This window comes from Pseudomonas mucoides, assembly GCF_015461845.1.
Taxonomy (GTDB): domain Bacteria; phylum Pseudomonadota; class Gammaproteobacteria; order Pseudomonadales; family Pseudomonadaceae; genus Aquipseudomonas; species Aquipseudomonas mucoides.
This window is the reverse complement of sequence record NZ_JACOPW010000011.1, coordinates 125847-140310: the sequence shown is the minus strand read 5'-3', so window position 1 is coordinate 140310 and position 14464 is coordinate 125847. Positions and strand designations below refer to the sequence as shown.

Here is a 14464-nt window from a genome sequence, read left to right as displayed (position 1 = left end):
TCCATGAAGTCAGTGCTGATTGTGGACGATCATCCGGTGGTTCGTGCCGCAGTCAAACTGGTGCTTGAACGGGAAGGATTTAAACAGATTCATGAAGCGGCCAGCGTGGGTGATGCGTCGGCGATTCTTCGTGAGCACACTGTTGATCTGGTGATTCTGGATCTGGTGATGCCCGGTGGTAACGGGCTGGATGTACTTGAGCGAATCAAAAACAGCGACTTGTCGTGTGTGGTGTTGGTGTTCACGTCCCTTGACCCATTGTTTTTTCAAGAGCGTTGCATGCGCTCCGGTGCTTTGGCGTACGTCTCCAAGACCAACGACTTGAGTCAGTTGCACAAGGCCATACACGCGCTGATGGCCGGGTACACCTACTTCGCACAACTGCCCAGCGCCTCCATGGACGCGCTGCAGCAAAGCGAAAAGCAAATGGTCGACAAACTCTCCAACCGCGAACTGACCATTCTCCAATACCTGGCTCGGGGTACCGCAAACAAGGCCATCGCCGAGGCGATGCACTTGAGCCACAAGACAGTCAGCACCTACAAGACCCGTTTGATCGAAAAGCTTGGTGTGCAGGCAGCTGTGCACCTGCGCGACTTTGCCATCCGCAATCACTTGATCTGAGGGCGCCTGAACGTGCGTGTCCTGTTGTGCGTATTGATGCTGTGTCTGGCGCCAGCGGCCCTGTCGGCCGTGCCTGCGCAGACGAAGTACTTGCAACTGCTGGGGCGTTCCACGGTGGAGGGTTACGCGGTCCATCTGAATGAAAAGGATCGGCAATGGCTGCACAGCAAACGGGTCCTGCGCCTCGGAGTGAGTGGGCCGGATTACCCGCCCTTCGAAATCACGCGCAATCATGATGAGCTGGAAGGCATCACCGCCGATTACGCCCGACTGATTGCGCAACTGCTGGACATCCCGATTGAAGTGCAGCGGTATGGCACGCGGGAAGCGGCCATGGAAGCCCTGAAATACGACCGGCTTGATCTGCTGGGAACCTCGAACAACTTCGAAGCGGCCGATCCCGGGTTGATCCTGTCCAGCCCCTATGCTGAAGATCAGCCAATGCTGGCCACCCGGCTGGACGAACGCATGCCCGAGGATCTGGCGGGCAAACGCATTGCGATGGTCGATGACTATCTGCCGGCGCAGACGGTCGAAATGTTTTATCCCGAGGCCAGGCTGTATCGCTACCCGTCTGCGCTCGATGCGCTGGGGGCGGTGGCGTATCGGAAAGATGACGTGTACCTCGGGGACCTCATCAGCGCCAATTACCTGATCAACAATAATTACCCCAATAACGTTCAGTTGATGGGACCGTCCGGTCTCGACGCCAATCCGTTCGGCTTTGCCCTGTCGCGGGACAACCTGCCGCTCAAGGCCATCATCGACAAGACCCTGGCGGCGATCCCGATGAACCAGCGTGCGCTCATCGAACAGCGTTGGAGCGCCGGCAGGGTCAACACGCAGGGACAGTCGCGAGTCAATCTGAGCGCCAGTGAGCAGCAGTGGCTAGAGCGTCATCCACACGTCACTGTCGGGGTAGTCGAGAACTTCGCGCCTTTGACGTTTTTCAATGCCGAGGGACAATTCAGCGGGTTGACCGCGCAATTGCTGTCGCTGATCAGCCAGCGCAGCGGTTTGAACTTCAAGGTGTTACGGGAGCGATCCCTTGATCAACAGATCCAGCAACTGAAGGCGGGCGAGATCGACGTCATACCCGCCATCATCCCGACCACCGAAGGTGTCGCCGATCTGCACTTCACCAGCCCCTATGTGACCAATCCGTACACGCTCGTCAGCGCAATCACACCCGATAGCCCCAAGACACTGGACGAACTGGCCGGTAAGCGCCTGGCGATTTACCACAGCCACCCGGTGCGCGCCTTCATTCAGGCGCGGGTGCCTGGGGTGCGCATGGTGGATGTTGAAAACCCGGCGCAGGGGCTGGAGTCAGTCATGAACGGACAAGCCGACGCGGCCGTCAGTTCATTGTTCATGACCCGTTATCTGATTGCCCGGTATTACTCGGGACGCTTACGGATCAGCAGCACCGTGGGTGACGAACCGGCGCGCATTGCGATGGCAACGGACGGTGCAGACCCGGAGTTGCAATCGATCTTGAACAAGGCGTTGCTGAGTATTTCGCCTGCTGAAATGGACGGTCTGGTCACCCGCTGGGGCAATGATGTGGTAGTGGATGACAGTTATTGGCTGCGTCACCGGCCAGCCATCCTGCAGGCGTTCGCCGCCGCCGCCGTGTTGCTTCTGCTGGCGGTGAGCTGGATCGCCTGGCAACGTCGGCAGATCCGCCAGCGCCAACAATGGTTGCAGCAATTGCAAGACGCCAAAGACGCGGCCGACGACGCCAATCGCGCGAAAACCACGTTCCTGGCGACCTTGAGCCACGAAATCCGTACGCCGATGAACGCCTTGATCGGCATGCTCGAAATGGCCGGGATGCGCGCGAAAGAGGGCATCGCCGATCGTTCAGCCCTGGAGGTAGCCTCCACTGCGGCGCAGCAGTTATTGGCGTTGATCGGCGATATCCTGGACATCGCGCGCATCGAATCCGGGCATCTGTCCCTGACCCCCGAGCGTGTCAATTTGCATGCGCTGGTGGCATCGGTGTGCAGGGTGTTTGAAGGGCTGGCACGGGGAAAAGGCCTGGCATGGCGGGTTGATCTGGATGAACGCAGTGACCGTGACGTGTTGATTGACCCCACGCGTTTCAAGCAGGTGCTGTCCAATCTGTTGAGCAATGCAATCAAGTTTACCCAGACGGGTGAAGTGAGCCTGACACTGCGGGTGGTGCCGGGAATTCCGGGTCATCTGGCCGTCGCGGTGCACATTGAGGACAGCGGCATCGGCATCAGCGCCGTGGATCAGCAGCGGTTGTTCAGCCCGTTCGTCCAGGCCGGCAACAACCTGCAGTCGGGACGCAAAGGCTCTGGACTGGGGCTGGTCATCAGCCGCACCCTGTGCGAAATGATGGGCGGACGGTTGGCGCTCGATAGTGTCCTGGGGCGGGGCACTCAGGCTGACATCAGTCTGTCCTTGGTGGCGTTGAAAGCCTTGCCTGCCGGCGAGGCGATGGACCGTGGATTGGCGCTGTCCACCCGACCCCTGACGATTTTGGTGGTCGATGATTATCCGGCCAATCGCTTGTTGCTGACGCGTCAACTGAGCTATCTGGGGCACCGGGTCATGGAGGCCGAAGATGGCCTGCAAGCGCTTGAGTTGTGGCGCGCCCATGAGTTCGGTGTGGTCATCAGCGACTGCAACATGCCCCGGTTCAGTGGTTATGAGTTGGCGGGTGCGATTCGTGATGAAGAGCGCGCCTATGGATTGCCGCCCACGCTGATTCTGGGGTTTACCGCCAACGCGCAACCTGAAGAAAGGATTCGGTGCCTGGAAGCGGGCATGGACGACTGCCTGTTCAAACCCATTCTGCTGGCGGATTTGAGCGCCTGGCTGGCCTCGCGGTTTGGCAGTGAGCCAACGGCCCTGCCGGCCGACACGCAAGCAAGTCTGGAGATGGACTTGACCGGCCTGGAGCTTTACGTCGGCGAAGACCGGACGCTGATCAATCAGTTGCTGCGTGAATTGGCCAAGGCCAACCACGAAGACCTCAATCATCTGCTGCAAGCCCACGCGGGTGACGATCACCCGCGTCTTCACGAGCTGGCGCACCGTATCAAGGGCAGCGCGCGGATGGTCCGCGCGGAGCGTTTGATCGAATGCTGCGAGCAACTTGAGCGCGCTTGCGCGGAAGGTCGCGTGGCGATGATCGATGAAGCCGTCGATCAGTTGCAGCATGCGATGATCCGACTGGACCAAAGCCTCTCACGCGGCTGACGCTTAATCCCACTGCGGCGCGATGCCTTTAGGGCTGGTCAGCCGCTGGCCGCGATCAAGGCCGGCGATCGATGTCATGTCGGCGTCGCTCAAGGTCAGGTCGCAGGCTTTGAGGTTGCTTTGCAGGTTGGCGCGTTGGGTGGAGGAAGGGATCACCGCGTAACCGGACTGCATGGCCCACGCCAGCGTGACTTGCGCCGGGGTGGCGTGAAGGCGTTCGGCGATCTGCTGGATGATCGGGTCTTTGAGCACTTCGCCATAGGCCAGGGTCATGTAGGACGTGATCTGGATGTCATGACTGCGGGCGAACTCGACGACTTTACGATTTTGCAGGTACGGGTGCAGTTCGATCTGATTGGTGGCGATGTGGTCGGCACCGACGGCGGCGATGGCCTGCTTCATCAGGTCGACGGTGAAGTTGGAGACGCCGATCTGTCGGGTCAGGCCAAGCTGTTTGGCTTCAAGCAGGGCGCCCATGAATTCCTCGACCGGCACCTGGTCTTCCGGCGACGGCCAGTGGATCAGCGTCAGGTCGAGGTAGTCGGTTTGCAGTTTGCGCAGGCTCTCTTTGAGGCTGTCGACCAAACGGTCCTTGGCGAAGTTGGCGACCCAGATTTTGCTGGTGATGAACAACTCGTCACGGGTGATACCGCTGGTGGCGATGGCGAGGCCGACGTCGGCTTCGTTTTCGTAGATTTGCGCGGTGTCGATCACTCGGTAGCCGAGCTCCAGGCCTGTGCTTACCGAATCGATGACCACCTGGCCTTGCAGGCGAAACGTACCGAGACCGAAGGCGGGAATAGACATCTGTGACTCCAGGGATTGCAGTGGGAATGAGCAGGAGTATCCCCGTCGCGATCCTTGGGAAAAACCGCTGGCTGGGCAAAGCACTGTTTACCGCAAGTCATGAATGCCAAGAGTGATGGTGTGTGCCGGCCTCTTCAAGCGATGTCCGCGTGGTTGAACTCCTCGCCCAGAAAGTCGATCAATGTGCGCACCGACGGCAGCAGTCCACGGCGCGATGGAAAGATGGCATGGATGACGCCGCATTTCGGTGCCCAACCCGGCACCAGATCCACCAGGCGGCCGGCCGCCAGGTCATCGCGCACCACGACGCTCGGCAGGTGCGCGATGCCAATCCCCGCCACTACCGCGTGACGCAACGCCAGCAGGTCATCGGTGACCATGCGGGGTGTATGTCGAATCAGTGCGCTGGCGCCTTCGGCACCGAACAATTCCCACTGATATTCACGCTGGGCGGCGCCCCAATGCAGGCTCGGCAAACCGCTCAGGTCGGCAGGGGAGGCCGGGGAGGACAGGCGTTCGGCCCAGGCCGGGCTGCCCACCACGCACTGAGTGCTGTTGCCCAGAACCTTCATCACCATGTCGGTGTTTTCCAGCGGCGGAAAGCGCACGCGCAGGGCGATGTCGAACCCTTCGTGGATCAGGTCGACCCGGCGATTGGTGCTCTCGATAAATAATTCCACCAGCGGGAACTTAAGCATATAGCGCGTCAGCATGGGCCCGACCCAGGAGTTGAGCAGCGCCGTCGGGCAACTGATGCGAACCAGGCCTTGAGGCTCGGAGCGATTGCGTTCGATCAGTTCGGCGGCGCTTTCCGCTTCCACGCGCATCGCCAGGCAACGCTGGTAATAGGCCTGGCCGATTTCGGTCAGTGAACAATGCCGGCTGGTGCGGTGCAGCAGGCGGACACCGAGGCGTTCTTCCAGCTCGGCGATGCGTCGGCTGAGTTTCGATTTAGGCATGTCCAACGCCCGCCCAGCCGGGGCGAAACCGCCGTGTTCCACCACTTGGGTGAAGTAGTAAAGGGTGTTGAGGTCTTCCATCATCGTTCCTTAGATAGAACGCAAAGGCTGGTTTTTGCAGTCTAGCGCACCAAAGGTTCGAGTTTTAAGCTTTGTCCATGGCTTCACTCACCTCATCAGGAGACACCATGAAAAACATCATCGGTATCTACACCAGCCCGCGTACCCATTGGGTCGGCGACGGTTTTCCGGTTCGGACGCTGTTTTCCTACGACAACCTGGGCAAGCACATCAGCCCGTTCCTGCTGCTGGATCACGCGGCGCCTGCCGAATTCACCCCGACCACTGAACGACGTGGCGTTGGTCAGCATCCGCACCGTGGTTTCGAGACCGTGACTATCGTTTACAAGGGCGAACTGGAACACCGTGACTCCACCGGCAGCGGCGGCACGATCGGCCCTGGCGATGTGCAATGGATGACCGCCGCTTCAGGGATTGTGCATGAGGAGTTTCACTCCGAAGGTTTCGCCAGGTCTGGCGGCACCCTGGAAATGGTGCAGCTGTGGGTCAACCTGCCGGCCAAGGACAAAATGGCCGACGCCGGTTACCAGACGATTCTCGATGGCGACATCCCGAACATCCCGCTCAAGGACCAGGCCGGCAGTTTGCGCTTGATCGCCGGTGAGTTTGACGGCCACACCGGCCCGGCTCGCACCTTCACCCCGATTGACGTCTGGGACCTGCGTCTCAAGGGCGGCAAATTGCTGACCCTGGACCTGCACGACGGTCGCAACACGGCCTTGGTGGTGTTGCGTGGCACGGTTCAGGTCAATGGCCTGGAGTCGGTGGGCGAAGGTCAGTTGGCCCTGTTCGATCGCAAGGGTGATCAGTTGACCCTTGAAGCCAGCCAGGATGCGGTGGTGCTGTTGCTCAGCGGCGAGCCGATCGACGAGCCGATTGTCGGTCACGGCCCGTTCGTGATGAACACCGAGCAAGAGATTCATCAGGCCTTCGCCGACTTCCAGTCCGGTCGCTTCGGCCGGATGCACGGTTAGCCCGTACTCCGTCAATAACCCGCTCTGCACAGGATGAGTAGGGCGGTTCCCAGGCCAGGGTATGCAAGGGCGAAATCAATGCCTGGGACAACGCCGGGTTTCACGCGGCAGTCAAAGCCACCGGCAAGAAAACCCTGGTCATTGCCGGCACGCTGACCAGCGTTTGCCTGGCGTTTCCGTCCATCGCGGCGGTGCATGAAGGCTACAAAGTGTTTGCGGTGGTCGACGCCTCCGGCAACCACTCAAAACTGGCCACTGATCTGACCATCGCCCGTTTGGCGCAGGCCGGGGTCGTGCCGATCGACATTATGGCTACGCTGTCTGAACTGCAAGGCTCGTGGAACCGTCCGGATGCCGAGCAGTGGGCCGCTGTCTACGCCCAGGCCATGCCGCATTATCAATTGTTGATCGAAAGCTACCTCAAGGCTCAGCAAGTGGCGAATGAACACGAAGTGCTGGACTCCCAGCGCTAAACGACTCCCCCACGCCGATATCCACTCGGCATCGACAACACGCGAGGACTACTGCAATGACGACTTCTTATAAACGTCTCGACAAGGACAACGCTGCGGTTTTGATGGTTGATCACCAGGCGGGACTGCTGTCTCTGGTGCGCGACATCGAACCGGACCGTTTCAAGAACAATGTGCTGGCCCTGGCCGACCTGGCCAAGTACTTCAAGTTGCCGACCATCCTCACCACCAGTTTCGAAAACGGTCCCAATGGCCCGCTGGTGCCTGAGCTCAAAGCGCTGTTTCCGGATGCGCCTTACATCGCCCGTCCTGGACAGATCAACGCCTGGGACAACGAAGACTTCGTCAAGGCGATCAAGGCGACCGGCAAGAAACAGCTGATCATCGCTGGCGTCGTGACGGAAGTCTGTGTGGCGTTCCCGGCACTCTCGGCGCTGGCCGAAGGCTTTGAGGTGTTCGTGGTGACTGACGCTTCCGGCACCTTCAACGAGCTGACCCGACAATCGGCCTGGGATCGCATGTCGGCCTCCGGCGCGCAGTTGATGACCTGGTTCGGCCTGGCCTGTGAACTGCATCGCGACTGGCGTAACGACGTGGAAGGGTTGGGCACCTTGTTCTCCAACCATATTCCGGACTATCGCAACCTGATGACCAGCTTCAACACATTGACCAACAGCAAATAACGGCTGACAACCTAAACCCCCGGTGGGAGCGAGCCTGCTCGCGAAAGCGGTATAACAGACACGTGTGCAGTGGCTGTCACACCGCCATCGCGAGCAGGTTCGCTCCCACATTTGTTTTGCATGAAACCCTCCTACACTGTGCCCAATGTGTGAGATCTTCGCGCCATTGGCCTTCGTTGGAGTCGTTCGATGCTGTCTTTTTTCACCAATCATCCATTGGTCTGCGCCATGGTCCTGATCGTGGTTGATCTTGGGCTGTGGCGGTTGATCAGCGCCAGCGCCACCGGCAGTAACTGGAAGTTGCTGGTCAGGCTGGTGATTTTCTCGTTGTTCAGCGTCCTGCTGTTCAACGAAGGCTTGAACCCGCTGGAGGTCGCCCCTTGGCCTGACAACGTGCCATTGCACCTGGCGGCCACCGGTTTGCAGATTGGCTGGTGGCTGTTCGGCGCTCGGACCCTGACGGTGCTGATCGGCGCGGTGATGATGCAGCGGGTCGGGCACACGGGGCGGTTGCTCCAGGATCTGCTCGGTGCGGTGATCTTCCTGATCGCGATCATTGCGGCGCTGGCGTACGTGCTGGACCTGCCCGTCAAAGGCGTGCTGGCCACCTCCGGCGCCTTGGCGATCATCGTCGGCCTGGCCTTGCAAAGCACCCTCAGCGATGTGTTTTCCGGGATCGTCCTCAACACCACCAAACCCTATCAACTGGATGACTGGATTTCCATCGATGGCACCGAAGGCCGGGTCACCGACATCGACTGGCGCGCCACGCGCATGCAAACCGCCCAAGGCAGCATGGCGGTGATCCCCAACTCCCTGGCGGCCAAGGCCAAGATCATCAACTTCAGTCGGCCGAGCGACATTTTTGGCGTGTCGATCAGCCTGCAACTGAGCCCGCATACACGCCCGCAAACAGTCATCGACGCACTGGAACGGGCCATGCAGGGTTGCCGCCATTTGTTGCAAAAACCGGCACCGTGCGTCGCCCTCAAGGGCTCCAGTGCCGCAGGTGTGGAATATGAAATCAGTGGTTTCGTGGTCTCGATGGATCAGAAACGCATGGTGCGCAATCTGCTGTTCGATCTGTCATATCGTCATTTGCAGGCCGCGGGTGTCAGCCTGTTGTCGACCATCGAGTCGAATGTGCCTGCCGGTTTGTCACGGCCACGGGCCTTGCTGGAAAGCTCGGCGATTTTCTCGACCCTGCGTCAGGATGAGAAAGAGACCTTCAGCCAGCACATGACCCTGCAAACCTTCCGTGCCGGGGACATGATCCTGCCGGCGGGAGAGGTCAGCGATCATTTGTTCATCATCGAATCCGGAGTGGTCTCGGTGGAGTTGAGCCGTGCCGGGGTCAAGTTCGAGTCGGGACGCATGGGACCGGGCGAGGTGATTGGCGAGGGCGGGATCTTGCAGGATACGGCGATGCCGGCCGACTTCATCGCCAAGACCGCTTGCAGCCTGTACCGGATTGAGAAGGACTATCTCAAACCGTGCCTGGATGCGCGGCATGACATTGGCGAGTCGATGAAGGCGCTGCTGGATTTCCGCTTGAACAAGGCGCAGACGTTGACCCAGGAAGTGCCGAAGGTGGTGGAGCGTAAGGGGTTTTTGCAGTGGTTGCGTAATAGGGCTTAGCGGTTTGGGGGGAGTGGCCTCCTCGACTTCTGGAATATTGGCTATTTGTCCGAAGGGCGGGCGGGATTAACTTAGCTCCATCCCCACTTGCTACCGGAGTCCACCATGAAACCTCGTATCGATTTCTACACCGCTTCCCCTGATGCGCTCAAAGCCATGATCGCCCTGGAAACCGCGGTGTCGAAGCTGCCGCTGGAAAAAAACCTGATCGAACTGGTCAAGCTGCGCACTTCGCAAATCAACGGCTGCGCGTTCTGCCTCGACATGCACAGCGCCGATGCCCGCAAGGGCGGTGAGGACGAGCGCCGTCTGGCTACGTTGTCGGCCTGGCGCGAAACGCCGTTCTTTACCCCGCGTGAACGTGCGGCACTGGCCTGGACCGAGTCCCTGACGCTGGTGAGCCAGACCCACGCGCCGGATGAAGACTACGAGCTGGCCACCGCCGAGTTCAGCCCGAAAGAAATGGTCGACCTGACCGTGGCCATTACCACCATCAACGCCTGGAACCGTCTGGCGATTGGTTTCCGCAAAATGCCTCAAGCCTGATCAATGTGCGTCTGCTGACGGCGCGGCCGGTGGTTGCACCTTGCGCATCAAGGGCACCATCGCCGTGGCGATGATGAAGCAGACCATGATCATCAAAAACGCGTCGCCATAGGTTTGTGTCTGGGCTTCGCGGTAGGTCAATAGCCATAGCTGATGCAGGCTGGCAGTGACGCTCGTGTCACCGCTCTGGCCGAGGGTGGCGAAGTTGTTGCCGACCTGCGACAGCCACTGGTTCAGTGCTTCGTTGGTGCTGTTCAGGTGTTCCGCCAACCGGGTGAAATGCAGGTTGGTGCGGTCGTTGAGGATGGTCGCACAGGCGGCGATGCCGATGGCGCCGCCCAGGTTGCGCATCAGATTAAACAACCCCGAAGCATGTTTGAGCCGCGCCGGCGCCAGACCACCCAAGGTCAACGTCACGGCCGGTGGCACCGCCAATTGCTGGGCAATCCCGCGCAACGCTTGCGGCAGCATCAGCTCCCTGGCCCCCCAGTCATGGGTGATCGGGCTGAAATCCCACATCGACAAGGCGAACAGGCCGAGTCCGGTCATCATGATCCAGCGCAGATCCACGCGGTTGGCCAGAAAGGCATACAGCGGAATCGCCATGATCTGGAACACCCCGGTGGAGAAAACCGCCAGTCCAATGTCCAGCGCGCTGTAGCCCCGCACCCGGCCGAGAAACAGCGGCGTCAGGTAAATGGTGGCGAACAGGCCGATCCCGGTGACGAACGAGAAGAAACAGCCGAGGGCGAAGTTGCGGTCTTTCAGGGCGCGCAGATCGACAATCGGATTGGCGACGTGCAAGGTCCGGCCGATAAAGGCCAGGCCGGCGAGGCCGCTGATCCAGGCAGTGGTGAGCATGGTGCTGTCGCTGAACCAGTTCCAGCGTGGGCCTTCTTCGAGGGTGTATTCCAGGCAGCCGAGAAACAGCGCCATGAACACCATGCTCAGGTAGTCGGCGCCCTTGAGCAGCGACAGTTCCGGCTGGTCGATTTTCACCAGCATTGGCACGGCCACGGCAACGAAAATACCCGGCACCAGGTTGATGTAGAACAGCCAGTGCCAGGACGAAATGTCGGTGATCCAGCCGCCGATTACCGGCCCTAATGTCGGTGCCAGCGAGGCCACCGCGCCGATGGTTGCGGCGGCAATCACCCGTTGTTTGCCGGTGAAGAAAAAGAACGCCGTGGTGAACACCAGCGGAATCATCGAACCGCCGAGAAAGCCTTGCAGCGCGCGGAAGGCGATCATGCTCTGGATGTTCCAGGCCGCGCCGCAGAGCAGGCTGGCCAAGGTAAAGCCGACCGCTGATGCGCAGAACAACCAACGAGTCGAAAATACCCGCGACAGCCAGCCCGACAGTGGAATCACGATGATTTCGGCAATCAGGTAGCTGGTCTGCACCCACGCCGTTTCATCGGTGCCGGCGGAGAGGCCGCCGCCGATGTCACGCAACGAGGCCGAAACGATCTGGATATCCAGCAGCGCAATGAACATGCCGATGCACATGCTGGCGAAGGCGAACACCTTGGTCGCCGTCGCCATGTTGGCGGGGTTGAACGGCTGCGCAGGGGCGGCGAGGGCGCGGCTCATGGTGCGCTGGCCACGGCTGGGATGTCAGCGCTTTTGCGGGTGTCGACTTCAGCCGTCACCGACAGGCCCGGACGCAAGTGACCGAGCACTCCGTCAGCCGGATCGAGGATGACGCGTACCGGCACCCGCTGGACGATCTTGGTGAAGTTGCCCGTGGCGTTTTCCGGTGGCAACACGCTGAACTGCGAGCCGCTGGCCGGCGCAAGACTGCCCAGATGACCGTGGAATTCCTGCCCTGACAGCACGTCCGCATGGATGACCACGCGTTGGCCCGGAATCATCCGCGCCAGTTGATCTTCCTTGAAGTTGGCATCGACCCACAAACCACTGGACGGCACCACCGACAGCAACTGCGAACCGGCCTGCGCATACGCGCCGACCCGCGCCCGGCGATTGCCGATCACGCCATCCACCGGCGCCTTGAGTTCGGTGTAACCGACATTCAATTGCGCCAGATCCCGTTCGGCGCGGGCCTGCATCAACGCGGCGCGGGCTTGCTGTTTCTGGGTGGCGATCACGTTCAACTGACGTTGCGCGGCCAACAATTCGGCCTGGGCCCGCGAGCTGATCGCCTGAGCGGTTTTGAACGTAGCATCAGCGCGCTGAGCGCTTTCCACCGAGACCGCGTTGGTGCTCACCAGTTTTTTGTAGCGGGCATTGTCATCCCGGGAGCGGGAGGTTTCCGCGCCCGCAGCATCGATCCCGGCACGGGCCTGGCCGATCACGGCGTACTGCAGTTGTTCGGTAGCGTCGAGATTCGCCAGCAGCGCCTCTTCAGCAGCCACTGCACCTTCGGCCTTGGCCAGGTTGGCGCGGTAATCGCGGGAGTCGAGACGAATCAGGACATCGCCGGCCTTGACTGCCTGGTTGTCGGTCACCAGCACTTCTTCGATGTACCCGGCGACTTTCGGGCCGATCACCGTGACGTCGCCGCCGATGTAGGCATCGTCGGTTTCTTCGATGAAACGACCGGTTGTCCACCAGTGCGAGGCATACAGCCCGCCCGCAACCAGGGCAGCGACAACCGCTGTCAGCAGAATCAACCGTTTGAGCAGGGGAGGCTTGGGCGTGCTCACCGGGACAGCTTGGTCGGTTTCAAGGCTGGGCATGCTGGTCATGGGGGTTACCTGTAGGAAACGGGTGTTTATTACGTAGATAATATGACGTATGTAATATTTAGTGGCAATTGATTTTTTTTGCCGGTCGTCAGGTGGTTGTTTGGTTGAAAAGAGGGGGAGCCACGTTGTGATCCGGCTTAGTCGGCATCTGGTGGCGTTGATTCGACCAGATGTTTTTTTCTATCGCTCTCTTGTCGTCATTCTATTTATGTTCTGACTCTGCGGCCGTTAACCTTTTAGCGAGCGCATAAGGATGCGTTCGGTAAAACCAAAGGATTTCCAATGACTGCCACGACTGGCCTGGGGGTTTTTTCCCAACGGCGCCTCCTTGGCGTTCTTGCTGCGAGTCTGCTTGCACGTACGAAGCGGACGAATCGCAGTTGGGCTGTTGGTGGGTCTCTAGGAAATTCCCTACAAGCTAGGGGGCTATTTCCTACGGCGAGTGTTCTGCTTTTTACCCAGTATTCAGCGCTTCATAAAGGTAGAAGAGCGATTGACCCAAAATGGATTACCCGAGGGTTTTGGTGCTGGATGACTACGCGTTTACGCGCAGTATTCACGTAATGATGCTCCGGCGATTGGGCGTAACAGATATTCTTCAAGCCTCAGATACCCGGCAGGCATTGCGAGAGTTACAGGTCTCAGGTGGCGTTGACATCGTATTGTGTGACCTGGTTGGCAGAGACCTTGATCATCTGGAGTTTCTTCAACAGGCAGCGAGGGCAGGATTGGTCAGGGCCGTAGCGCTGTGCAGTACCCTGGAGCCAGCGGTGAGTCGTGCACTGGAGAGAACCGCTCTTTTAGTTGGCCTGGAGTTGCTCGGCGTAATGAGTCAGCCCATGCGGATGAGACCCTTGCATCGGATGATTCAGCAGTACCGGCAACGCAGGGGGGAGTCCAAGGTGCAACCCGAGATATTGAAACAGGCAACGTGCGCCAACGATATCCGCAGGGGATTGGCGCAAGGTGAGTTTCAGGCCTGGTTTCAGCCCAAACTCGCTTTGCGCGAAGGCTCCTTGACAGGCGTGGAAGCGCTGGTCCGTTGGAATCACCCGACGCGGGGTTTGTTATTGCCTCGTGACTTTCTGACCGAGGTGCTGGCGAACAATCTGATTCACCAAATGTTCGAGCAGGTTCTGGTGCAGGGCCTGACCTTTTTAAGGGACATGCGCAGACAAAACACCAATATCGAGATTGCGTTCAACTTGCATGCCTCTCAAATGGCTTCGGACGATTTCGCTGATTACATACAGGGCGCCCTGAAGCGTTATGAACTCCCAGGCTCGTTATTGATTTTCGAGGTGGCGGAAAGCGGTTTGCTTGATCTCGAGCCGAAGGTGCGAGACAACCTTTTGCGCTTGCGTATGCTGGGTTGTGGTCTGGCCATTGATGATTTTGGTTTGGGGTTTTCCTCACTGCAACTGCTCTGTCGTCTCCCTTTCAGCCAGATAAAACTTGATAAGAAATTTGTAAATACACTCCATCATCCCATCAGTAAAACCATGGTCATCAGCACGCTGGCGCTGGCCCAGTCGTTAAACATGAGCCTCGTTATCGAAGGCATCGGCAGCGAATGGGTTCGGGATTCGTTATTGCAAATGGGCTGTGAAGAAGGGCAAGGTTTTTTTCTGGGACGTCCAATGTGTGCGGAAGGGCTTCGGCACTGGCTGCGCGAAAGGAACCCGTAAATGGCCTCCAGCACCGTGGTTATCTTGGGAGTAACAAGGAACTCAA

At 59.3% G+C, this 14464-nt stretch carries 11 protein-coding genes and 1 pseudogene; 8 read left to right on the top strand and 4 right to left on the bottom strand.

The window, feature by feature from the left end:
- Positions 1 to 3 precede the first annotated feature (3 nt).
- Both H8F22_RS30580 and H8F22_RS30575 read left to right on the top strand, forming a co-directional pair.
- Positions 4 to 624: a response regulator transcription factor gene (locus tag H8F22_RS30580; RefSeq protein WP_059182453.1), complete on the top strand. Its 621-nt coding sequence runs from the start codon at positions 4 to 6 to the stop codon at positions 622 to 624.
- 36 nt (positions 625 to 660) lie between these two features.
- Entirely contained in the window at positions 661 to 3858 is a 3198-nt protein-coding gene (locus tag H8F22_RS30575; RefSeq protein WP_194941082.1) for a transporter substrate-binding domain-containing protein, read from the top strand.
- 3 nt (positions 3859 to 3861) lie between these two features.
- Here the strand turns inward: H8F22_RS30575 and dkgB are convergent, their stop codons facing one another.
- Both dkgB and H8F22_RS30565 read right to left on the bottom strand, forming a co-directional pair.
- The gene (gene dkgB / locus H8F22_RS30570; protein ID WP_194941064.1) at positions 3862 to 4665 is read right to left on the bottom strand and encodes a 2,5-didehydrogluconate reductase DkgB; all 804 of its coding nucleotides are present in this window, start codon (positions 4663 to 4665) and stop codon (positions 3862 to 3864) included.
- 134 nt (positions 4666 to 4799) lie between these two features.
- Positions 4800 to 5705, bottom strand: coding sequence for a LysR substrate-binding domain-containing protein (locus tag H8F22_RS30565; RefSeq protein WP_194941063.1), 906 nt, complete (start codon positions 5703 to 5705; stop codon positions 4800 to 4802).
- Between the two features lie 107 nt (positions 5706 to 5812).
- Here H8F22_RS30565 and H8F22_RS30560 point away from each other — a divergent pair, with 107 nt between their 5' ends.
- The 5 genes and pseudogenes from H8F22_RS30560 (at position 5813) to H8F22_RS30540 (ending at position 10019) form a co-directional block, all read left to right on the top strand.
- Positions 5813 to 6679 (top strand): pirin family protein, encoded by an 867-nt coding sequence (locus H8F22_RS30560; RefSeq protein ID WP_027925481.1) that lies wholly within the window; start codon positions 5813 to 5815, stop codon positions 6677 to 6679.
- 65 nt (positions 6680 to 6744) lie between these two features.
- Positions 6745 to 7152 (top strand): annotated as a pseudogene (locus tag H8F22_RS30555) (isochorismatase family protein); the annotation flags it as partial.
- 56 nt (positions 7153 to 7208) lie between these two features.
- Entirely contained in the window at positions 7209 to 7835 is a 627-nt protein-coding gene (gene ycaC, locus H8F22_RS30550; RefSeq protein WP_007943416.1) for an isochorismate family cysteine hydrolase YcaC, read from the top strand.
- Positions 7836 to 8024: 189 nt separating this feature from the next.
- Entirely contained in the window at positions 8025 to 9473 is a 1449-nt protein-coding gene (locus H8F22_RS30545; RefSeq protein WP_027925480.1) for a mechanosensitive ion channel family protein, read from the top strand.
- 105 nt (positions 9474 to 9578) lie between these two features.
- A complete protein-coding gene (locus tag H8F22_RS30540) occupies positions 9579 to 10019 on the top strand; it encodes a carboxymuconolactone decarboxylase family protein (protein ID WP_027925479.1) in 441 nt (146 codons plus the stop codon).
- Here H8F22_RS30540 and H8F22_RS30535 read toward each other — a convergent pair whose 3' ends face one another.
- Complete coding sequence (locus H8F22_RS30535; protein WP_027925478.1) at positions 10020 to 11612, bottom strand: DHA2 family efflux MFS transporter permease subunit; 1593 nt, start codon at positions 11610 to 11612, stop codon at positions 10020 to 10022.
- Positions 11609 to 12730, bottom strand: a complete 1122-nt coding sequence (locus tag H8F22_RS30530) for an HlyD family secretion protein (RefSeq protein ID WP_027925477.1) — start codon at positions 12728 to 12730, stop codon at positions 11609 to 11611. The genes H8F22_RS30535 and H8F22_RS30530 overlap by 4 nt, the downstream gene beginning before the upstream one ends.
- Before the next feature lie 524 nt (positions 12731 to 13254).
- Between H8F22_RS30530 and H8F22_RS30525 the strand changes: the two genes are divergently transcribed.
- The gene (locus tag H8F22_RS30525) at positions 13255 to 14418 is read left to right on the top strand and encodes an EAL domain-containing response regulator (protein ID WP_177327622.1); all 1164 of its coding nucleotides are present in this window, start codon (positions 13255 to 13257) and stop codon (positions 14416 to 14418) included.
- Positions 14419 to 14464: the final 46 nt, after the last annotated feature.